This window comes from Terriglobales bacterium, from assembly GCA_035573675.1.
In the GTDB taxonomy this organism is placed as follows: Bacteria; Acidobacteriota; Terriglobia; order Terriglobales; family Acidobacteriaceae; genus DATMAB01.
Genome location: DATMAB010000015.1, coordinates 16,910 through 37,751, shown reverse-complemented (window position 1 = coordinate 37,751; position 20,842 = coordinate 16,910). Strand labels below are relative to the sequence as shown.

Sequence of the window (20,842 nt, the reverse complement as noted above, 5' to 3'; positions counted from 1 at the left end):
CTACTGTTATCATTGGTCTTTCGCCATGAATCCCGTTTCCACTCCGGCCGCCGAGGCCCCGCGCAAGCTGGAATCGTTCCTGCTCGACGTCTCGGACGCCATGAACACCACGCTCGACCTGGATACGCTGCTCAAGCGCATCGCCGAGCTGGTGCGCCAGGTGATCGACTTCGAGCACTTCGGCATCCTGCTGGTGCAGGAGAAGACCCAGGAGTTGCGCCTCCGCTTCCACATCGGCCATGACGTGGGCCGCATCGAGAAGCTGCGCCTGCGCGTGGGCGTGGGCGTGACCGGCAAGGCGGTGGAACGCCGCGAAGCCATCCTGGTGGACGACGTCGACCAGGTGGACTTCTACCTGGAGGGGCATGAAGGCGTGCGCTCCGAGCTGGCCGTCCCGCTCATCGCCAAGGACAAAGTCATCGGCGTCGTCGACCTGCAGTCCAGCCGTCCCCACGCCTTCACCGAGGAACACAAGCGGATGCTGGTGCTGCTGGCCTCGCGCATCGCCGCCGGCATCGAAAACGCCCGCCTGTACACCCGCGTGGCCCGGCAGGCACGCACCCTCGAACTGCTCAATGAGATCAGCCGCGAGCTCACCGGCATCCTGCATCTGGATACCCTGATGCAGCGCATCGCCGACCACTGCCGGCGCGTGGTCGAGTACCACATGTTCAGCATCCTGCTGGCGGACGAGGCCGGCACCAAGCTGCGACACCGTTTTTCGGTGCGCTTCAACGAGAAAGTGCAGATCAAGACCGAGATCGCGTTCGGCGATGGGCTGGTGGGCTACTCCGCCCAGCACAAGCAGGCGGTGGTGGTGCCCGACGTCAAGAAGGACCCCCGTTACATCGAAATCAATCCGGAAACCCGGAGCGAGCTGGTGGTGCCGCTTATCCACCAGGACAAGGTCATCGGCGTGCTCGACCTCGAGCACACCAAGCGCGGCTACTACAACGAGACCCACGCCCGCACCATGACCACCCTGGCGGCGCAACTGGCCATCGCCATCCAGAACGCGCGCCTGTACGAGCGCGTGCAGAAGGAAGAGCAGCGGCTGGAGCGCGATCTGGCCACGGCGCGCGAACTGCAGTTCCGCTTGCTCCCGGCCGGCTGTCCGGCGCTGAAGAATGCCGAAATCGCCGCCCGCTACGAACCCGCTCACGCCATCGGCGGCGACCTGTACGACTTCCTGGACTATTCCCTCGACCGCGTCGGCATCGCCATCGGCGACGTCAGCGGCAAGGGGGCCAGCGCCGCACTGTACGCCGCGCTGGTCAGCGGCCTGCTCCGCTCCACCGCAGCCTCGGAACCGGCGGCGGCCGAGATGCTCTCCGCCGTCAACCTCTCGCTGCGCGAACGCGGCATCGACGCCCAGTTCGTCTCCCTCATCTACGGCATCTGGGACGACCACGAGCGCGTGCTGCAGGTGGCCAACTCCGGCCTGCCGCGTCCCATCCATTGCCGCGACGGCCAGACCATGACGGTGCAGGCCACCGGCCTGCCCCTGGGCCTGTTCGACGACGCCGAGTTCGAGGAGGTCACGCTGCAGACCGAGCCCGGCGACGTCATCATCTTCTACAGCGACGGCGTCACCGATGCGCGCAACCAGTACGGCGGGCTGTTCGGCCGCGAGCGACTGGAGAAGGTGGTGGCGGCGTCCTGCCACGGCTCAGCGGGAGACATCGTGCAGGCCATCTTCGACGCCACCTGCGAAGAGTGCCTCGACATGCCGCAGTTCGACGACAAGACCGTGGTGGCCATCAAGGTGCGGTAGCCACTCTGCGCTTCGTGCGGTTCTGGTTGACGCTTGGCGCCGCGTCAATTACACAATTACCGAATTTCCAAATCTCTCAATGCTTTCTTCGCGTCCACTCGCCTTCCCGCGCCGCCGCTCAGACCTCTGTTGCGAGCGCGTCCCGCTCGCGCGTCTTGCGGCGAAGTTCGGAACGCCCCTGTACGTGTATTCAGCGAACGCTGTGCGCGCACGCTACCGTGCTTTCGACCGCGCTTTCGGCAGTGTGCCGCACACCGTCTGTTATTCGGTTAAGGCCAACCCCAGCCTGGCCCTGCTTCGGATGCTGGCCGGGATGGGCGCGGGCTTCGACGTAGTCTCAGGCGGCGAGCTGGAGCGCGTACTGCGCGCCGATCGCCGTGCCGCCCGGCGTGTGGTCTTCTCCGGCGTGGGCAAAACGGCGGCAGAGATGGACGCCGCCCTGCGCGCCGGCATCCTGCTGTTCAACGTGGAAAGCGCGTCCGAACTGGAGCTGCTCGCCCAACGCGCGGCACGCCTCCCCATTCGTGCTCCCGTGGCGCTGCGCGTGAATCCCGATGTGCCTGCGGCCACGCACCCCTACATCTCGACCGGCTTGCGGCAGCACAAGTTCGGTGTGCCCATCGGGGAAGCTGAGCGCCTCTACCGCCGGGCGGGCCGGGAAAAGTGGCTCGAGGTCGTGGGCGTGAGCGTGCACATCGGATCGCAGATCACCAGCGTGGCGCCGTTCCGCTCCGCCATGGCTCGCGTGGCAGCCCTGGCGCGCCGGCTCAAGTCGGAAGGATTTCGCATCCACTACCTTGATGCCGGCGGTGGCCTCGGCATCGCGTACGAACGCGGCGGTGCCACCGACTTCGCCGCCTACGCCCGCGCCGTCATGGCCCCACTCAAGGGGCTGGACGCGCATCTGCTGCTCGAGCCCGGGCGCGCACTCGTGGGACCGGCGGGAGCGCTCCTTGCCCGCGTGCTCTATGTGAAGCGCAACGGTCGCAAGCGATTTCTTATCCTCGATGCGGCCATGAACGACCTGCTGCGCCCCGCGCTCTACGACGCTTACCACGCCGTCGTGCCGGTTTCGTCCGCCGCCGGCCGCAGGCTGCGCGTGCATGACGTGGTCGGCCCGATCTGCGAGTCGAGCGACTTCCTGGCCCACGATCGCAGGCTGCCGGAGATGGCCGAGGGCGATCTGGTAGCCATCCTCGACACCGGCGCCTACGGCATGTCGCTGGCCTCGAACTACAATTCCCGCCCGCGCGCGGCAGAGGTGCTGGTGGAAGGACGCACGGCGCGCCTGATCCGCCGCCGGGAAACCTCGGCCGACCTCATGCGCCTGGAAGATTCTGCCCGCTAGTTCGGCCGGTTCAGCGCGTTCAGAAGGTCCTGCGCCAGCTTTGGGTCCAGCGACTTCAGGGTCTCGTACTCGCGCATCGCCTCGCGTCTCCTGCCCATGACGCGGTAGGCATGTCCCAGCCCGAAGTGCGCCATGGCGTGCTTGGGAGCCAGACTGAGTGCCTGGTCGAAGGCCGATACCGCGTCGGCAGGACGACGCAAGAGAAAGTAAGTGTGTCCCAGTTCGTAAAACCCCTCGGCCTTCTGGGGTTCCAGCCGGACGACTTCCTGAAACTCGGCCAGCGCCTTGTCCGGTTGTTTCATCGCCAGATAGGCCTTGCCCAGCTTCATGTGTCCGTCGGCGTAATCGGGCTTGAGCCGGACGGCGTCCTGTAACGCGGAAACGGCCTTCGGGTAGTCCTGGAGTCCGATGTAAGCCTCTCCCAGCACCTGGGAGGTGTAATAGTCCGGCTTGATGCGTTGCGCTTCCAGCAGTTCCGGCACGGCCTGGGCATACTCCTTGCGCTCGTGAAACACGATACCGAGTGACTGGTGGGCGCGTGCCAGGACTTCCGGCTTCGGTCGCATGGCAACAACACGGCGATAGGCGGCCACGGCTTCGTCCGCACGCTCCCACGCCCAATAGGCGTCGCCGATCTGGAGCAGCGCCTCGGTGTCGCTTGGGTTCAAGCGCTGGTGCAGGCGCTGAGCGTTGCGAAGACCTTCCATGGCTCCTTCTTCGTCGCAGTCGTCCGTCATGGCGCACACGAGCCTCTCTGTCTGCGCATTGGTTGCCAGGATGGCCGCCGGTCCACCGGGACGGTGGATGTCGTCCAGGAGCAACTTGGCGGTGTTCTTATCCACCTTGAGGAGCCGGTTGTACACCTGCATCGCCTCAGGCTTCCTGCTCATCATGGCGTAAGCAGTCCCCAGCTCTCGAAGGGCGTACTTGTCGTCCGGCTTGAGGCGCACGACTTCCTGGTAAGCCGCGGCTGCCTGGGGGAAACTCAGGGACTTGCTGTACGCCAGGCCCAGGGCGCCGTGGTAATCGGGATTGTCCGGTTTCAGACGGATGGCTTGCTGGAATGCCGTCACCGCGTCCGGATATCTCCGCAGCTTCAGGTATGCATCCCCGGTGTCATAGATGGCGCGTGCGTCCCCGGGAGTGAGGCGAAGGCATTCGCGATAGGCTGCCAGCGCCTTCTCGGGATCCTTCAGTCCGTACAGGTAGGTCGCGCCGATCCAGTAGTGATAATTCCCATGTTTCGGATTCAGACGGACCGCTTCCTGCAGAGTGGTCAGGGCGTCCGGGTATTGTCCGGCCATGTGCAGAGCCCAGCCTAGACCAAATCTTGTGTCCCAGTCGTTGGGCATGAGACGGACTGCTTCCCGGAACGCCGCGACCGCGTTGTCATACTGCTTCAGGTCCATGTAGGCCATGCCCGTATTCTTGAAGATCACGACTGCGAGTTGCGGATTGGGCCGGAGAGCAAGCGCCCTTTTGTAGGCTTCGACCGCACGGGCGTAGTCCTTGGCCCGGTAATACTTCAGACCCTCGGCTGCCCCAGCTTCCGCGCTGGCACCCGGCGGCCCCGGCTGCGCCCTCCGCGAGGGCGGCGCCTGGGCAGTCCGCGACGTTTGCGCGTTGAGGAAACCGGTTGGAAAACCGAGCACAACGACGATGAGCGCCGGTATCGACCGGCGCCGGGAGAATCGGGGTTGTCGCATCACATCCACCTCGAGGGTCACCGTGGACGCGTCAAGCGGAGGGCAATTCTATCCTGCATCATTCATCGTGAATAGAGCCCGAAGCAACAACGACGACCTCTACAAGGTGCGCGCTTCGGCTGGAGGCTGATGGCTGACCGCTGACGGCTGCCTTACAACGATTCCAGAAAGTTCGTCACCACGCGCGCCACCGGCTCTGCGCGCTGCAGGTGCAGGAAGTGCCCGAAGTCGAGCAGCCGGACGTGGGTCACGCGCGGCAGCACGCTCATCGCAACGCGCACGTCGGCATCGCTCATGCTGCCACCCAAGGCGGGATTCGCCTGCAGCAGCAGCACCGGACACTTGATCTGGCGGAACATGGCCTCTGCGTCCCAGCCGTCGGTGGCGCGACCCTCGAGCAGCGCCGTGAACACTTCCGGATCCATCTGGCTGTAGGTCTGCGCCAGGAAGCGGAACAGGGCCGCGTCCATCCCGGGGAACTGTCCCCAGCGCACCGACTCATTCTTGCCCGGCAGCGTCACCCGGATGTCGGCCAGCGCTTCCGCCAGGTCATCCAACAGCCGGCCGGACTGTGCCAGGTCGCGAATGGCTGCATACAGCGCGAGCAGATGCTCGTTTTGCGCCAGGCTCTGCGCGGTGAGCACGTTGTCTCCCAAAATGAGCCCCCGCACCTGCTGGCCCAGGCTGGAAGCCAGCCACATGCCCACGATCCCGCCCAGCGAGTGCCCGAAGATCACGGCCGGTTCCTTGACGATGTTCTGCAGAAACGCGACCGCATCCACCACATAGCCGGCGCCGCGGTACGCTCCGGGAGTGCGGCCGGAGCGCCCGTGCCCACGGAAGTCCGGGGCGTAGATGTGCCAGCGTGCGGTCAGGGCCGGGAGCATGGGAACGAATGCCTGCCATCGGTGCCCGATGCCGTGCAGCAGCACCAGCGGCGGCCCGGAGTCCGGACCTTCCGCATAGTTCAACTTCACCGGCCCGGTATCGAACATCCGTTCCTTGAACATTCCTCCGCCCTGCGCGAGGAGTCTAACGGCGCTGGAACACGACGCGGCCGCCCACGATGGTGATTTCCGCTCTTACGTCCTTAATCTTCTCCGGAGCGATGGAAAAGATGTCGTCGCTCAGCACCACCAGATCGGCCAGCTTGCCGGGCGTGATGGAACCCTTCTCCTGTTCCTGGAACTCGGCGTAGGCGGAGCCCAAGGTGTAGGCCTCCACCGCTTCGGCGACCGAGATCTTCTGCTCCGGCACCCAGCCCTGGGGGTTCTTGCCGTCGAGGGTGGCGCGGGTGACGGCGGCGTAGATGCCCTGCATGGGGTCGAGCGGCGCCACCGGCCAATCCGTGCCGAAGGCCAGCCGCACGCCGTCGTCCAGGAAGGTGCGGAAGGCGTAGGTGGTCTTGATGCGCTCCGGCCCGATGCGCTTCTCCGCCCAACGCCCGTCGTCGATGGCATGGTAGGGCTGCATGGAAGCGATGACGTGCAGGTCACGGAAGCGCACGAAGTCCTTGGGCGCCACGTGCTGCGCGTGCTCGATGCGCAGGCGGCGGTCGCGCTCGCCGTTGCCTTTTACCACATCGCCGAACAGGTCAAGCACCGTGGAGATGGCCCGATCCCCGATGGCGTGGATGCAGAGCTGCAATCCGGCGGCATCCGCCTGCATCATCCTCCCGCGCATGCGGGTGATGGGGTGCATGTCGGCGGAGAGCAACCCGCTCGTCTGGGGCGCGTCGTTGTACGGCTCGAAAAAATAGGCGGTCGTGGAACCCAGAGACCCATCCGCGTAAGCCTTGAGCGCACCCACGCGCAGATACGCCGAACCGAAACCGTGCCGCAGGCCGACTTTGGCCAGCCGCTCCCAGCTTTCCAGCGGAGGCGCGGCATAGACGCGCAACGTGAGTTCGCCCTTTTCCGCCAGTTCTCCGTAGATGGCGATGTTCTGGTATCCGGGGCCGGGTCCTTCGCCTTCCGCGCTGCCGAGCGACGGCGTCATCTCCTGGATGCTGGTCACGCCCAGCGAAGCGGCATGCTCGAGCGCGCGGCGGATAGCCGACTCCATCTGCTCCCGGCTGGGCGGCGGGATCACCCGCGTCACCAGGTCCATGGCCGCGTCCTTCAGCGCTCCGGTCGGCCTTCCCTTGGCATCGCGGACGATTGTTCCGCCCGGAGGATCGGGCGTCTTCTCCGTGATCCCGGCCAGGCGCAGTGCCGCCGAGTTGGCCAGCGCCATGTGCCCGTCGTAGCGGTCCACGAACACCGGCGTGGTGGGTGAGACCGGATCGATCATGTCGCGGGTGGGCAGCTCGGCCGGCGTCCAGTTCTCGTGGTCCCAGTTGCCGCCCAGCACCCATTCGCCGGGGCGCGCCTTGGCCACCGCTCCGGCGATTCGCCGCACAAACTCCTTGGTGTCCGCGGCGTCCTTCAGGTTCACCTGGTCCAGAAGCTGCCCGCCGCTCAGGAAGTGCACGTGCGAGTCGTTGAAGCCGGGGACGACGCGACGCCCGCCGGCATCGAGTACGCGGGTCTTGGGCCCGCGCCAGGCCTCCACCTCGGCCCGCGACCCCACCGCCACGATGCGCTCGCCCAGCACCGCCACCGCCTCCGCTTCCGGGCGCGACTTGTCTACCGTCCACACCTTGGCGTTGGTAAGGATCAGATCCGCCTGCGGCCCCTGCGCCCAGCTCATGGCCGCCATCATCGACCAAGCAAACATGTGAACCAACACTTTAGAGTTCATGTGTATTCAGCTTGATTTTAAGTGACCTATTTTTCTACCAAGTTAGGCCGAGACTGAAGTGCGAAGTTCGCAGTTCACAGCTCGCCGTTCTTATCTTTCTCCCCACTTCAGCTTCGCCCGCAACACGTCGAAGAAGGTGCGGCTGGAAAGTCGCAGCAGCAACACCTGCTGGTCCGACTTGCGGCATACGATGTGGTCTCCGTCCTGCACCGGCATGCCCACCTGCCCATCGACGCTCAGAAAGGCTTCTTCCTGCGTGCTTTTGACTCCGATGGTGATGGCGGAGGTGTCGCGCACGACGAGTGGCCGGTTGGTCAGCGCGTGCGAAGAAACCGGCGTGATGACCAGCGCGTCCACGTTGGGCAGCAGGATGGGCCCGCCCGCAGCCAGGGAGTACGCCGTCGACCCGGTGGGAGTCGAAACGATGATGCCGTCGGCCTTGTAGGTGGAAACGAAAGCGCCGTCGATCTCCACTTCGAAATCCACCAGCCGGGCGAGCGCGCTCTTGGCCACCACGATGTCGTTCAGGGCGTCGTACTCGGCGTGGCAGGAGCCGCCGCGCACCAACTGGCAGTGCACCATGGCCCGTGCCTCGACCGCGCTGCGCTGCTCGTGCACCGCCTCCAGCGTGGGATACAGGTCGGGCAGCGGGATCTCGGTCAGGAATCCGAGCGCGCCCAGGTTCACCCCCAGGATGGGAATGCGCGCTTTGGCCAGGGCCCGGGCCGCTGCCAGCATGGTGCCATCCCCGCCCAGAACCACCACGAACTCCGGCTTGCGGCCGGCCAGCTCCTCTCGTACCACCGCCTCGTCGGCGGCGGCGTACTCCGCCGTTTCCCTGTCCACTACCACGCGATAGCCCCGCGCCCGCAACCACTCCACCAGTTGCGAGGCCACGCGTTCCACGCCGTGCTTGTAGGGCTTGGAGATGATGCCGACGGTCTTCATGGCTCGTCGAAAACGGCGTACAGCAGGAATTCCCGATTGCCCTCCGCCCCGCGGATGGGCGACTCGATGGCGTCGGTCCGCTTCGCCCCCACCTCCAACACCTTGCGCCGGACTTTCTCCACCGCCTCCGCCTGCGCTTCCGGATCGCGCACGATGCCGCCCTTGCCTACTTTTTCGCGCCCGGCCTCGAACTGGGGCTTCACCAGCACGATCAGTTCACGCGGAACCTCGCCTCGCGCCTGCCGGAAGGCCGCACGCACCACCGCCGGGAGCACGAGTGTAGCAGAGATGAACGACACGTCCACCGTCACCAGCGTGGGCGTCCTCGGAAGGTCCTCGGCTTTCAGGTAGCGCGCGTTGGTGCGTTCCAGCAATCGCACTCGCGGATCCCGGCGCAGCCGGTAGTCCATCTGGCCGTAGCCGGTATCGATGGCGGTAACCGCAGCGGCTCCATGCCGCAGCAGACAATCGGTAAAACCCCCGGTGGAGGCGCCCACGTCCACGCACTCGCGCCCGCGCACATCGATCTTCCAATGATCGAGCGCATGCTCCAGCTTCACTCCGCCACGGCTCACGTAGCGGAGGTCCTCGCCCAGCAGCCGGATAGCGGCGCTGGCGTCCACACTTGCTCCAGCTTTTTCCGCTTTCTGCTCGTTGACCAGCACCTTGCCGGCCAGGATCATCGCCTGCGCCCGCTCGCGCGAAGGCGCCAGTCCCCGTTCCACCAGCAGCTTGTCCAGGCGGATCTTCACGCAGCACTCGGATGTGTGCAAACCGGAGAAGAGAATGATGCTATCGGCACTTAGCGATTCTAGCGCGTCGCTTTTCCACATCCTTATGCACAAGCATGTTGAAAAGCTCAACGGCAGATGTGCGTCTTCGCAGGAGAGAATCCCCGGTTCCTCTCTCTGGCCCTTGCTTTGCTACACTCCCCTCATGTCCGCGCCGCACGAAGTCGTGCTCTATTCCCGCAAGGGATGCCACCTCTGCGAGGTGGTGAAGGAATCGCTGGCCAAGCTGCAGCGCCGCGGCAGCTTCACCTGGCGCGAGATCGACGTCGATTCCGACTCCGACCTTCGCCGCCGCTTCACCGACGAAGTGCCCGTGGTCTTCATCAATGGCCGCAAGGCTTTCAAGTACCGCATGGACGAGCGCGACTTCCTGCGCCGCCTCGAGCGCTGAGTTGCGCTTCCGGTAGAATCTCTTTCCCATGGCTCGCAGCGAGCTTTATGCCGATCCCGCCGGGGTCTTCCTGCATGACGCCGTCCTCGCGGCGTGCCGCCGCCATGCCCGCAGCATCGCTCTGGTGGATACCTCGTGCGCCCGCCGCGTCACCTACGCCGAGTACGGAGAACTGGTCGAGCGCCTGGCGCGAGGCCTGGCGGCCGCGGGACTCCGCCCGGGCGAGACCGTCGCCCTCTATTTGCCCAATTCCTGGGAGTTTTGCGCCGCCTTTCACGCCATCGAGCTCGCCGGCGCGACGCCCACACCGCTCAATCCCAGCTATCGCGAGCGCGAAGTCCGCTACCAGTTGGAAAATTCCGGCGCGGGTCTGCTCATCTCCGACGGTGCCCTGCTGGCCGGCATGGATCTCTCCGGCCTGCCCGGCCTGCGCGACGTTTTCTATACCCGCCAGGCGGCCCCGGGTGCACGCCCTTTTGCCGATCTCCTGAAGCCCGTCACTGCCACGCTGCCCTCGCCGAATGTTGCGCCGGAAGAGGCGCTGGCCGCGCTGCCTTACTCCAGCGGCACCACCGGCTTGCCCAAGGGCGTGATGCTCTCCCACGGCAACCTGGTGACCAACGTCTACCAGTTCCTGGCCCCCGGTGAAGCGGCCACCTTCACCTCGGACGACGTGATGCTCTGCTTCCTCCCCCTCTACCACATCTACGGCCTCAACGTGATTTTCAATCCCGCCCTCATGGTCGGCGCCAGGCTCGTGCTGATGCCCCGCTTCGATCCGGAAGCCGTCGTGCGCTACATCGCCGAGGAGAACATCTCCTACCTCTTCACCGTGCCTCCGGTGCTCAACCTGCTCTGCCAGACGGCCGAGCAAGGACGATTCCCCAAGCAGCACCGGGTGCGGGCTGCCAAGTGCGGCGCCGCGCCGCTGGCCGCCGACCTGCCCCGTCGCTTCACTTCGCTCACCGGCATCCGCGTGCGCCAGGGATACGGCATGACCGAAGCCTCGCCCGTCACCCATATGGGTTTCCTCGAAGAGCCCCGCTATCGGCCGGACTCCATCGGCCATGCTCTGGCGCGGACCGAATGCCTCCTGGTGGATGAAAGCGGCGCCGATCTCCCCGCCGGCGAAGTGGGCGAGTTAGTGATGCGCGGGCCACAGTTCATGCTGGGTTACTGGCGCGCGCCGGAGGCCACTGCGCAGGTGCTGCGCGAGGGATGGTACTGGTCGGGCGACGTCGCCTTGCGCGACCGCGAAGACTTCTTCTTCATCGTCGACCGCCGCAAGGAACTCATCAAGTACAAGGGCTTCCCAGTGGCTCCCGCCGAGGTCGAAGCCGTCCTGCTCGAGCATCCGGCGGTGCGTGACTGCGGCGTAGTCGGCCGGCCCGACCCCGTCGCCGGCGAGATCCCGTGCGCCTTCGTCATTCTGCGCGAAGGCCACACCGCCGACGGCAGGATGCAGGCCGAACTCTGCGGCTGGGTGGCCGAGCGCCTTACCGGCTACAAGCAGCCGCGCGAGGTGCGTTTCGTCTCCGCCATCCCCCGCAACCCTTCGGGCAAGATCCTCCGCCGCGAACTGCGCAGCCTGCTGTAAGAAGCGTTTGGCGCGGCACCCTGCCCTCGTCGCCGGTCGGCTATGATGGGCTTCTTGTGTCCCTGCCCCTCATCCAGGTCGAAGACCTCCGCCATGTCTATCGGCGCGGCTCGGGCTCCCGTCCGGCTCTGGATGGCCTGAGCTTCCACGTCCTTCCCGGCGAGATCTTCGGACTCCTTGGACCCAACGGCGCCGGCAAGACCACCGTCGTCCGCATCCTCACCACCATCCTGCGACCCACTTCCGGCCGGGCGACAGTCGCGGGCTACGACGTGGTCGCGAAGCCGCTGGAGGCCCGCCGCCGGCTGACCGCTGTCCTGCAGGAGAGCGCCGTCGAGACCCTGCTCTCGGTGCGCGACAACCTGCTCATCTACGGACGTCTGCACGGCCTCTCCGGAAACGAGAACGAATCGCACATGAAGCAGGTGGTCGAACTGCTCGAGCTGGGCGGAACGCTTTCCCAGCGTGCGGCCACGCTTTCCGGCGGATACAAGCGGCGCCTGCAGGTGGCCAAGGCCCTGATGCTGGAAACTCCCGTGCTCTTCCTCGACGAAGCCACCACCGGCATGGACCCGCTCATCAAGCGGCGCGTGGTCGAAGCCATCCGCCAGCGCGCCCGCCGCGGCTCCTGCGTCCTGCTGACCACGCAACTGCTCGACGAAGCCGAATCGCTCTGCGACCGCATGGTGCTGCTCGACCGCGGCCGCTCCATCGCCGAAGGACGCCTGCGCGAGCTGCGCGCCCTCTCGCGCAAGATGTTCCGCATCCACCTGAGCTTTGCCGAGCCCACGCTCGACGCCGCCGGCGCTCTCCGGGAGCTCGCGCCCCGCAGCCTGGAAGAGCGCGACGGCGACGTGGTCATGACCGTCGAAGGCAGCGAGGACGAGTGGATCCGCAAGATGGCCCGCATCTCCGAGCGCTGGCCGCTCGCCCACCTGGAGATCCGCGGCGCCAACCTGGAGCAGATCTTCTTCGAGCTCTATGGAACCCGGCCGGCGGCGCCGCAGGAAGAGGTGACGGAATGAAGTTCGTCCTCGCCAACGCCTACCGCGAGTCGCGCATCCGCCTTACCAATCCCATCCTCCCGCTGTGGGATGTGCTGGTGCCCGCCGTCTACCTGGTCATCTTCGGCTCCAGCCTCGACCGCTGGCTGGGCTCAGGCTCGACCGGAACCGACTATCCGACGTTCTTCCTGGCCGCCGTGCTGGCCATGGTCACCTTCAGCGTGGCCATGAACTCCTCCTACGCCTTCTTCGAAGACATGCAGTCCGGCGTCTTTCACGAGATGCTCACCTATCCCTTCGCCCGCTGCGACCTGCTGCTCGGCAAGCTGCTTTCCAACGAAGCCTTCAGCGTCCTGGGAGCCCTGTTGTGCATCGCCATCGGCCGCACCGTGCTCGAGATTCCGCTGCACGCCCGCGCCCTGCCCGGGCTGCTGCTGTGGACCGTGGTGGGTATGGCCGGCTGGTATTTCCTCTTTTCCTGGATCTCGGTGCGGGTGCGCAGCTTCAACGGCTACCACACCACCACGTCGGCCATGTACCTGTTGCTCATGTTCATCAGCAACCTCTTCTATCCCGCCGACCGCCTGCCCCGTTGGGTCGAGTGGCTGGCCTGGCTGAATCCCATCACCTGGCAGGTGGACCTGCTGCGCTACCACACCTACGGCGCGGGCACACCCCGCCTGCTGCAGCTCGAAGCCGCCGCTTTCTCAGCTTTCGTCCTGCTGACGTTCTGGATGGCTGCCCGCGCCCTGAACAATCCCGTCGAATAGAACGCACGAGGGGCGCTTGGCAGATTTCGTATTCGTATCGGGGCACGGCTTCAGCCGTGCCGAAGAGCCCGCTCAAACTCGGTGGGCTTTAGCCCCTGAGGTCAAGGACCCCAAGTCCAGTCCGAAGCACTGGCTGGGCTGACTAGGCCGGCTTCCTTCGCGACATGCGCCGCCGCTCGCGCGTCAGCTCCACTACCTTCGCCCGCAGCGCCTGCTTCCCCCAGAGCAGGATGCGGCGGTAGGAATAGATGTACGGCCGCGCATCCTCCAGCCGCGGCAGCAGGCTCTCGCGATAGCGCGCCAGGAACCGCTCGTACGCCTCCAGCCCCAACCGCTCCTTGTACGGCACCAGCAGCGTGCCCTTCACCCACTCCACCACGTCCTCGCGTGAAGCCAGTTCGTGGTCGTAGAAGCGCACCTCGATTCGCTGCTCGCGCAAGCCCGCGTTCTCCAGGATGGCCTTGTACTCCGGCGGCTCCAGCACGTATTCGCGATGCACGTAACCGCCCAGCTCCCGCTGGAATTCCTGCGCCACTTCCGCCGCCACCAGGTGGGAGGGATGGCGGTACATGTCCGGCATCTGCACCGCCAGTTGCCCGCCCGGCGCGAGCGCCCGCGCCAGCCGCCTGAACAGCGCCGGATGGTCCGGTACCCAGTGCAGCGCGGAATTCGAGAACACCAGGTCGTAAGCGTCCTCTTCCGCGAACTCGGCGATCTCGCCCTGCCGGAACGCCAGCCCGCCGCCCGCCAGCTTCGTGGCTTTTTCCAGCATGGCCGCCGAACGATCGATGCCGATGGTCTTCGCTGCCCGCAATCGTTCGTGCAGCACCCGCGTCAGGTCGCCCGTGCCGCAACCCAGGTCCACCACCCGCATGCCCGCGCGCGGCACCACCATCTCCATCAGGTCGTAGAAGGGCTGGCTGCGCTCGGCGCGAAAGCGCTCGTATTGGGCCGGATCCCAGCCGTCGTGGGGCATGGCTTGTCTGGAAGGAGAAGCGGACCGATTCTAGCGGAATTGCCGGTCCACCGTGATTGCGTAATTTTGTAAGTGGGAAAACTCCCGCTTTCGCGCAGGTGCCGCGGACGGTTCTTCCGGTGGAAGAGCCGGGCTGCAGCCCGGCGCCCCAACGCCCGCCACCGCGCGCTTTAGCCTGGCAAGCATCTCAAAAGAGGGCCTCCTTCTGATCACTGGCCACCGACCACTCACCACCGGTACACTCTTCCCGCGTGACACCCCGCACGCCTTCCCCTCCCCGCTGGTTGCATCCCGTCCTTTTCGCCCTCGCCCTATCCCTGGGTCTCCTCCGCACGCTCGCCTATCGTGACCTGCAGGGCGGCGACAGCATTTCCTACCTCGATATCGCCACTTTCTACGCCCGCGGCGACTTTGCCCAGGCCGTCAACGTCTTCTGGAGCCCCCTCTATTCCTGGCTCCTGGCCGGCTGGCTCGCGGTCCTCCGGCCCCAGCCGGACTGGGAGTTCACCGCCGTCAGCTCCCTCGGCTTCGTCATCTATCTGGCGGTGATTCCCTGCTTTGTGTTTTTCTGGCGCGCACTGGATGCGTGGCGGAACGCCGAGGCCAATGGTTCCGATTCAATCGGGTTGCCCCCGACGGCCTGGTGGCTCCTCGGCTCCGCGCTTTTTTTGTGGGCTACGCTCGACCTCGGCCGCCTGACCTTCAATCCCGCCGACTTGTTGCTCAGCGGCTGTGTCTATCTCGCTGCCGGAGTGCTCGTTCGCCTGCGCGCCGGCGATCTTGCCCGCCCCAACTTCCTGCTGCTCGGACTGGCGCTCGGCCTCGGTTATCTCGCAAAGACCGCCTTGCTCCCGCTCTCGGCGGTGTTCCCTCTCGTGGCGGTTCGGCTGGTAGGAACTTCACGTGCCGCCTTGCGCCGCTTCCTCCCGGCCATCGCCTGCTGGCTGGTGATTGCGCTCCCCTGGATCGCCGCCATCTCCCTCCATCAGTACCGCCTGACCATCGGCGAGAGCGGGCCTATCAACTACGCCTGGCACGTCAACCGCGCCCCTATGTTCTATTGGCAGGGTTCCCCGCCCGGCTCGGGCAAGCCCGAACATCCACCGCGGCAGGTCTTTGCCCGCCCAGCGATGTACGAGTTCGCCGAACCCGTCCCCGGCACCTTTCCTGTCTGGTTCGACCCCTCCTACTGGAACCAGGGCCTGAAAGCGCGCTTCGATCGGGCACAGCAATGGGACACGTTGCGCACCACGCTGCCCCAGCTCCTGAACGTCCTTCGCACACGCCCGGACCTTCTTCTCGCTTGCCTGGTGCTCTTGCTTGCCGGCGGTGCCCACGGCTTCCGGCGACTTGCGCGTGGATGGTTTCTCCTCTTCCCCGCCGCTGCCGCCCTGGCCATGTACAGCCTGGTGCACCTCGAGCGCCGCTACGTCGCCGCCTTCGTCGTGCTCATCTGGGCTGCTGTCTTTTCGTGCCTGCGCTTTCCCGCCGCTGAAAAACTGGCGCGTGCCTCGACCGCCCTGGCCGTGCTCATCCTGGCGGCGACGCTCGCTCCGCTCGCCGCCAACCTCCCCGCCGAACTGCGCGATATCCGCGAGCGTCCTGAGCGCGTCCACTGGCGCGTCGCCCAGGAGCTCGAGCGCCGCGGCGCCCGCCCCGGCGACCGCATCCTGATGCTCGGCGGCGCGCTCTGGAACGCTCCCCTGGCGCGTCTCGCCCGCGTTCAGATCGCCGCCGAGATCCCCTGGACCGAAGCCCCTGCCTTCTGGTCGGCCGGCTCCCCGACGCAAGCCGCCGTCATGGACGCCGCCTCCGCTTTCGGCATCCGCCTCTTGGTCGCCGACTGCGGCCAGTGCTCCCCGCCCCCGGCGTGCACCCGCATCCCCAACACTTCCCGCCTCGCCTCCGCCGACCAGCGCAGCTTCTACGTCTGCGACCTCGACGCCTTCCGCCGCTGACGGCTACCTGGGTACTGGGCGCTCCCGGCGGTGCCCCACGTTCGCGCCACGCTTTTCCGCGCCTACGTGGGAGAAACTCTCGCGTACACTACTCTCCCGCATGACCTCCGCTCCATCGCCGCACCGTTCGCTCCGCCTCGCCCTGTTCTCCCTCGCCCTCCTCCTCGGCCTTCTGCGTGCCCTCGCTTCCCGCGACATCGGCGGCGGCGACACGCTCTCCTACCTGGACATCGCCGACCTGTATTCGCGCGGCGAGTTCTCTGTTGCCGTCAGTTCCTTCTGGAGCCCGCTCTACTCCTGGCTGCTCGCCTCGTCCCTGCGGGTCGTTCGCCCGGGGCCGGAGACCGAGTACGCCCTCAACGCCGCCTGGATTTTCGTGCTCTACCTGTTCTGGCTGCTGTGCTTCCTCTACTTCTGGCGCGCCGCCGACGCCTGGCGCGCCGCGCGCGCCAACGGAGACACCGGGCTTTCCCCTTTCGCCTGGCTGCTCCTCGGTTACGACCTTTTCCTCTGGTCGGCCCTCGAGCTGCGCGCCAATGCCGTCAACAATCCCGACCAGTTGATGAACGGATTCGTTCTGCTGGCGGCCGCGCTGCTCCTGCGCATGCACAGCGGACGTCGCGAACCCTGGCGGTTCGTTGCGTTTGGTGCGCTGCTCGCGCTCGGCTATCTCGCCAAGGCCGCGCTCTTCCCGGTTGCCTTGATCCTCCTGGCTGCGCTCTGGTGGGTGCCGCAATCTCCACTCAAACCCTGGCGCGGACTCGCTCTCGCCCTCGCCGCCTTCCTGCTGTTCGCCGGCCCCTGGATCGTCATTCTTTCCGTCCGCAGCGGACGGCTTACCTTCAGCGAGACCGGCCGGCTGAACTACGCCTTCCACGTCAACCAGGTGCCCTACACCAACTGGCAGGGAGAGCCTCCGGGTACCGGCTCGCCCGCGCACGTTTCCCGCCGCCTCTCTGACCGGCCGGCCGTCTTTGAGTTTGCCGATCCCGGACGCGGCACCTATCCGCTCTGGTTCGATCCCGTGCGCTGGAACCAGGGCGTGGAGCCGCATTTCGACCTGCGACAGCAACTGCGCACACTCGCCTTCAACGCCTGGCTTTACCTGTTGCTATTTGCCAGCCGCGCCGACCTGCTGGTGGTGTGGCCCTTGCTGGCCTGGATGGGCATTCGTCGCGGCCTGCTGCAGCGATTGCGCCAGGGGTGGTTCTTGTGGCTGCCCGCGCTGGCCGCCATGGCCATGCACGCGGTGGTGCACTTCGAGTCTCGCCATGTCGCCGTGTATCTGGTTCTCTTGTGGACCGCCGCCTTCGCCGCCCTGCGCTTCTCTTCCTACCCCCACGTTCGTCGCTTGGCGACGGCCGGCATCATCGCCCTCGCCCTGTCCACCGCCATCTCGCTGGGACGCGAGTTCCCCGAAGAGATTCGCCGCATCCGTGAGCGCCCCGATCGCGTGTACTGGGAAGTGGCCCAGGAACTCGTGCGGCTGGGGGCGGAACCCGGCGACCGCATCGCCCTCTTCGGCGATGCGCTTTGGAATTCCAGCGCCGCCCGCCTGGCCCGCGTGCAGGTTGCAGCCGAGATGCCCGCCGACCAGCTCGGCGCTTACTGGTCCGCCGCCCCGGAGCGGCGTACCGGGATCCGTGACCGCCTGGCTTCCGCGGGCATCGCCTACGTCATCGCTGAATGCGGCGACGACTGCACCCTGCCCTGCACCCGTTTCCCCAACACCTCCACCCGTCCCATCCGCGGCCCGCGCACCCTCGCCGTCTGCCGCCTCGCGGACCTGCCGTAGCTCTCCATTTTCCCGGCCATGGACTCTTGCGGTGTGCGGTGTGCGGTGTGCGGCGTGTGCTCTGGACTTACGCCTTGCGGGTTGCCGTTCGTAATTCTTAGTTCGTAGTTCGCAGTTCGTAGTTCTTAGTTCGCCTTCGCCGACCCTAGATCGCGGATGTCAACGGGAGCGCCGCAGAACCGCGACGACCGTTACTGCGCCTTCTTCTCTTCCGGTTTCTTCTCTTCCGGCTTGGCGTAGATGGAGTGCTGTTCCTGCGGAGGATTCATCTCGAAGGTGAATTCGTGACGGGGCTGGTTGATGTCGAAGTCTTCCCCGTAGGTCTGGAAGCCGCTGGCCAGCACCTGGATCCTCAGCTTGCCGTAGGGCGCTCCGGGGAAGCTGGCCTTCCCCTCCTTGTCGGTCTTCACCTGGAAGCCGCCACGTTCCTGCTTGCCCTTCTTGTCCACCAGATGCAGGATCACGCTGGCGTTGCGAATGGGCTTCCCGTTCTCTTTCTTCACCACCCGGAAGGTGAGGTCGGAGTATTTCTTTTCTGCCGCCACGGGCGCCGCCAGCGCCGCAGCCAGTGCGATCATCACCAGGTTTGCGATTCGCTTCCCGCCCAGCATACCCTTCCGATCCTCCTAGCCCGCGGGGACCATTGTAGCGCCCGGAGTTCCCGGCGTCAGCCGCCGCCACCACCGGCACCGCTTGACAAATAGGCCGTCTATCCGTAATACTTAGCACTCGCTGGCACAGAGTGCTAGCACCCGCCAACCCCTTGTAATCAGAGAGTTACGGAAACCGACAGGTTCGGCGGAACAGAGCACCGGGGTTCCAAGCGGGATGGGCGCGGAGGCGGTTTCCACAATCTGCGCTCGCTGAGGGTTCGGGTTTAATTCTTCACATCGAAAGGAGAAGCAAAGCACATGTCAACCAAGCTGACTCCCCTGCATGACCGCATCCTGGTCCGCCGGGTGGAGGAACAGGAAACGGTGCGTGGCGGCATCATCATCCCCGACACGGCCAAGGAGAAACCGCAGGAGGGCGAGGTCATCGCCGTGGGCAAGGGCAAGTCGAACGAAGAGGGCAAGGTGTTCCCGCTGGACGTGAAGCCGGGCGACCGGGTCCTGTTCGGCAAGTACGCCGGCACGGAGATCAAGATCGACGGCGAAGAGTTCGTCATCATGCGCGAGGAGGAAGTGCTGGGCATCCTCCACGGCGCCGGCAAGCAGAAGGAAAAAGAGCTGGCCGGAGCGCGCAAGTAACGCAGCTACTAGCCACCAGCTTCTAGCCAGGAGCTAGCAGCTAGAAGCTATCGGCCGGCTCCCAACGAATTCGAAGAAGACCGAAACACCACAAACTTCAGAGGAGAGTTCAAAGATGGCAAAGCAGATCGTACACGGAGAGGAGTCGCGGCAGGCGATCCTGCGGGGCGTCACCACCCTGGCGCAAGCGGTCAAGGTGACGCTGGGCCCGAAGGGTCGCAACGTGATTCTGGAAAAGAAGTTCGGTTCGCCGACCATCACCAAGGACGGCGTGACCGTGGCGAAAGAGATTGAGCTGAAGGACACGCTGGAGAACATGGGCGCGCAGATGGTGCGCGAGGTGGCGTCGAAGACCAGTGACGTGGCCGGCGACGGCACCACCACCGCCACCGTGCTGGCCGAGTCCATCTTCCGCGAGGGCGCGAAGACGGTGGCGGCGGGCGCCAACCCCATGGCGCTGAAGCGCGGCATCGAGAAGGCCATCGAAGCGGTCTGCGGCAAGCTGGACAAAGATGGCGAGCGCGTGAACGGCGAGCTGGACAAGTTCTCCAAGCCGGTCACGGGCGAGATGATCGCCCAGGTGGGCACCATCTCCGCCAACAACGACGAGACCATCGGCAAGATCATCGCCGAGGCCATGAAGAAGGTGGGCAAGGACGGCGTCATCACGGTGGAAGAGTCCAAGACCATGGAGACGCAGCTCGAAGTAGTCGAGGGCATGCAGTTCGACCGCGGCTACCTCTCCCCCTACTTCGTCACCGATCCGGAGCGCATGGAAGCGGTGCTCGAGGACTGCTACATCCTCATCCACGAGAAGAAGATCTCGTCGATGAAGGACCTGCTGCCGCTGCTGGAGCAGATCGCGAAGTCGGGCAAGCCGCTGCTGATCATCGCCGAGGACGTGGAGGGCGAGGCTCTGGCGACCCTGGTGGTCAACAAGCTGCGCGGGACGCTGGCCGCGGTAGCCGTGAAGGCTCCGGGCTTCGGCGACCGGCGCAAGGCCATGCTGCAGGATATCGCCATCCTGACCGGCGGCAAGGCCATCACCGAGGACCTGGGCATCAAGCTGGAGAACGTGCAGATGTCCGACCTGGGGCGGGCGAAGAAAGTCACCGTCGACAAGGACAACACCACCATCGTCGAGGGCAAGGGCAAGAGCGCCGAGATCGAGGGGCGGGTGAAGGAGATCCGCTCGCAGATCGAGAAGACCACCAGCGACTACGACCGCGAGAAGCTGCAGGAGCGGCTGGCGAAGCTGGTGGGCGGCGTGGCCGTGATCAAGGTGGGCGCGGCGACCGAGACCGAGATGAAAGAGAAGAAGGCCCGGGTCGAGGACGCCATGCACGCCACCCGTGCGGCCGTGGAAGAGGGCATCGTGCCCGGTGGCGGCGTGGCCCTGCTGCGCTGCGTCCCGGCCATCGACAAGCTGAAGCTGGACGGAGACGAGCGCGTGGGCGCGAACATCGTGAAGCGCGCGCTCGAGGAGCCTCTGCGGCAGATCGTGCAGAACGCCGGCGAAGAGGGCGCCATCGTGGTGGGCAAGGTGCGCGAGAACTCCAACCCCAACTACGGCTTCAACGCCCAGACCGGCGAGTTCGAGGACCTGGTGAAGGCCGGCGTCATCGACCCCACCAAGGTCACCCGGACCGCTCTGCAGAACGCGGGCTCCATCGCCGCGCTCATGCTGACCACCGAAGCTTTGGTGGCCGAGATCCCCGAGGAGAAGAAGACGCCCGCGGGTCCCGGCGGCCACGGCGGCATGGGAGATATGTACTAAACCAGTGGCCAGTGG

Annotated in this window: 17 protein-coding genes; 10 read left to right on the top strand and 7 right to left on the bottom strand. The window is 65.8% G+C overall.

The genetic code is table 11. The features are described 5' to 3' along the window. The first annotated feature begins 25 nt into the window (after positions 1–25). Both VNK82_05635 and lysA read left to right on the top strand, forming a co-directional pair. Positions 26–1,774 (top strand): GAF domain-containing protein, encoded by a 1,749-nt coding sequence (locus VNK82_05635; protein ID HXE90430.1) that lies wholly within the window; start codon positions 26–28, stop codon positions 1,772–1,774. A gap of 79 nt (positions 1,775–1,853) precedes the next feature. Continuing rightward, the gene (lysA, locus tag VNK82_05630; GenBank protein ID HXE90429.1) at positions 1,854–3,122 is read left to right on the top strand and encodes a diaminopimelate decarboxylase; all 1,269 of its coding nucleotides are present in this window, start codon (positions 1,854–1,856) and stop codon (positions 3,120–3,122) included. Here lysA and VNK82_05625 read toward each other — a convergent pair. The 5 genes from VNK82_05625 to VNK82_05605 form a co-directional block, all read right to left on the bottom strand. After that, positions 3,119–4,849, bottom strand: coding sequence for a tetratricopeptide repeat protein (locus VNK82_05625; GenBank protein ID HXE90428.1), 1,731 nt, complete (start codon positions 4,847–4,849; stop codon positions 3,119–3,121). The two genes, lysA and VNK82_05625, sit on opposite strands and share 4 nt — an antisense overlap. Before the next feature lie 131 nt (positions 4,850–4,980). Next, positions 4,981–5,838: an alpha/beta hydrolase gene (locus tag VNK82_05620; protein ID HXE90427.1), complete on the bottom strand. Its 858-nt coding sequence runs from the start codon at positions 5,836–5,838 to the stop codon at positions 4,981–4,983. 22 nt (positions 5,839–5,860) lie between these two features. After that, positions 5,861–7,519: an amidohydrolase gene (locus VNK82_05615; protein HXE90426.1), complete on the bottom strand. Its 1,659-nt coding sequence runs from the start codon at positions 7,517–7,519 to the stop codon at positions 5,861–5,863. 141 nt (positions 7,520–7,660) lie between these two features. After that, positions 7,661–8,518: an NAD(+)/NADH kinase gene (locus tag VNK82_05610; GenBank protein HXE90425.1), complete on the bottom strand. Its 858-nt coding sequence runs from the start codon at positions 8,516–8,518 to the stop codon at positions 7,661–7,663. Next, positions 8,515–9,270: a TlyA family RNA methyltransferase gene (locus VNK82_05605; protein ID HXE90424.1), complete on the bottom strand. Its 756-nt coding sequence runs from the start codon at positions 9,268–9,270 to the stop codon at positions 8,515–8,517. The genes VNK82_05610 and VNK82_05605 overlap by 4 nt, the downstream gene beginning before the upstream one ends. Positions 9,271–9,454: 184 nt before the next feature. On the opposite strand from VNK82_05605, the gene VNK82_05600 reads away from it, so the two are divergent. From VNK82_05600 to VNK82_05585, 4 genes are read left to right on the top strand one after another with little or no spacing between them, the layout of a single operon-like run. Further along, positions 9,455–9,700, top strand: coding sequence for a glutaredoxin family protein (locus VNK82_05600; protein ID HXE90423.1), 246 nt, complete (start codon positions 9,455–9,457; stop codon positions 9,698–9,700). 28 nt (positions 9,701–9,728) lie between these two features. After that, positions 9,729–11,297 (top strand): AMP-binding protein, encoded by a 1,569-nt coding sequence (locus VNK82_05595; GenBank protein ID HXE90422.1) that lies wholly within the window; start codon positions 9,729–9,731, stop codon positions 11,295–11,297. Positions 11,298–11,353: 56 nt separating this feature from the next. After that, positions 11,354–12,322, top strand: coding sequence for an ABC transporter ATP-binding protein (locus tag VNK82_05590; protein ID HXE90421.1), 969 nt, complete (start codon positions 11,354–11,356; stop codon positions 12,320–12,322). Next, entirely contained in the window at positions 12,319–13,071 is a 753-nt protein-coding gene (locus VNK82_05585; GenBank protein HXE90420.1) for an ABC transporter permease, read from the top strand. The genes VNK82_05590 and VNK82_05585 overlap by 4 nt, the downstream gene beginning before the upstream one ends. A 142-nt stretch (positions 13,072–13,213) precedes the next feature. Here VNK82_05585 and VNK82_05580 read toward each other — a convergent pair whose 3' ends face one another. Next, complete coding sequence (locus tag VNK82_05580) at positions 13,214–14,047, bottom strand: methyltransferase domain-containing protein (GenBank protein ID HXE90419.1); 834 nt, start codon at positions 14,045–14,047, stop codon at positions 13,214–13,216. Positions 14,048–14,298: 251 nt separating this feature from the next. On the opposite strand from VNK82_05580, the gene VNK82_05575 reads away from it, so the two are divergent. Next, entirely contained in the window at positions 14,299–16,005 is a 1,707-nt protein-coding gene (locus tag VNK82_05575; GenBank protein ID HXE90418.1) for a hypothetical protein, read from the top strand. A gap of 100 nt (positions 16,006–16,105) precedes the next feature. Further along, the gene (locus VNK82_05570; protein HXE90417.1) at positions 16,106–17,800 is read left to right on the top strand and encodes a hypothetical protein; all 1,695 of its coding nucleotides are present in this window, start codon (positions 16,106–16,108) and stop codon (positions 17,798–17,800) included. Between the two features lie 191 nt (positions 17,801–17,991). On the opposite strand, the gene VNK82_05565 is transcribed toward VNK82_05570, so the two are convergent. Continuing rightward, entirely contained in the window at positions 17,992–18,411 is a 420-nt protein-coding gene (locus tag VNK82_05565; GenBank protein HXE90416.1) for a carboxypeptidase-like regulatory domain-containing protein, read from the bottom strand. Positions 18,412–18,711: 300 nt separating this feature from the next. Here VNK82_05565 and groES point away from each other — a divergent pair, with 300 nt between their 5' ends. Continuing rightward, positions 18,712–19,050: a co-chaperone GroES gene (groES, locus tag VNK82_05560; protein HXE90415.1), complete on the top strand. Its 339-nt coding sequence runs from the start codon at positions 18,712–18,714 to the stop codon at positions 19,048–19,050. Between the two features lie 115 nt (positions 19,051–19,165). Continuing rightward, the gene (gene groL / locus VNK82_05555; GenBank protein ID HXE90414.1) at positions 19,166–20,827 is read left to right on the top strand and encodes a chaperonin GroEL; all 1,662 of its coding nucleotides are present in this window, start codon (positions 19,166–19,168) and stop codon (positions 20,825–20,827) included. Positions 20,828–20,842: the final 15 nt, after the last annotated feature.

Coding starts and splice junctions, on each gene's coding strand:
- groES (HXE90415.1), top strand. CDS start 18,712: ATGTCAACCAAGCTGACTCCCCTGCATGACCGCATCCTGGTCCGCCGG.
- VNK82_05565 (HXE90416.1), bottom strand. CDS start 18,411: ATGCTGGGCGGGAAGCGAATCGCAAACCTGGTGATGATCGCACTGGCT.
- VNK82_05580 (HXE90419.1), bottom strand. CDS start 14,047: ATGCCCCACGACGGCTGGGATCCGGCCCAATACGAGCGCTTTCGCGCC.
- VNK82_05635 (HXE90430.1), top strand. CDS start 26: ATGAATCCCGTTTCCACTCCGGCCGCCGAGGCCCCGCGCAAGCTGGAA.
- VNK82_05600 (HXE90423.1), top strand. CDS start 9,455: ATGTCCGCGCCGCACGAAGTCGTGCTCTATTCCCGCAAGGGATGCCAC.
- VNK82_05595 (HXE90422.1), top strand. CDS start 9,729: ATGGCTCGCAGCGAGCTTTATGCCGATCCCGCCGGGGTCTTCCTGCAT.
- lysA (HXE90429.1), top strand. CDS start 1,854: ATGCTTTCTTCGCGTCCACTCGCCTTCCCGCGCCGCCGCTCAGACCTC.
- VNK82_05615 (HXE90426.1), bottom strand. CDS start 7,519: ATGAGCTGGGCGCAGGGGCCGCAGGCGGATCTGATCCTTACCAACGCC.
- groL (HXE90414.1), top strand. CDS start 19,166: ATGGCAAAGCAGATCGTACACGGAGAGGAGTCGCGGCAGGCGATCCTG.
- VNK82_05585 (HXE90420.1), top strand. CDS start 12,319: ATGAAGTTCGTCCTCGCCAACGCCTACCGCGAGTCGCGCATCCGCCTT.
- VNK82_05620 (HXE90427.1), bottom strand. CDS start 5,838: ATGTTCAAGGAACGGATGTTCGATACCGGGCCGGTGAAGTTGAACTAT.
- VNK82_05570 (HXE90417.1), top strand. CDS start 16,106: ATGACCTCCGCTCCATCGCCGCACCGTTCGCTCCGCCTCGCCCTGTTC.
- VNK82_05610 (HXE90425.1), bottom strand. CDS start 8,518: ATGAAGACCGTCGGCATCATCTCCAAGCCCTACAAGCACGGCGTGGAA.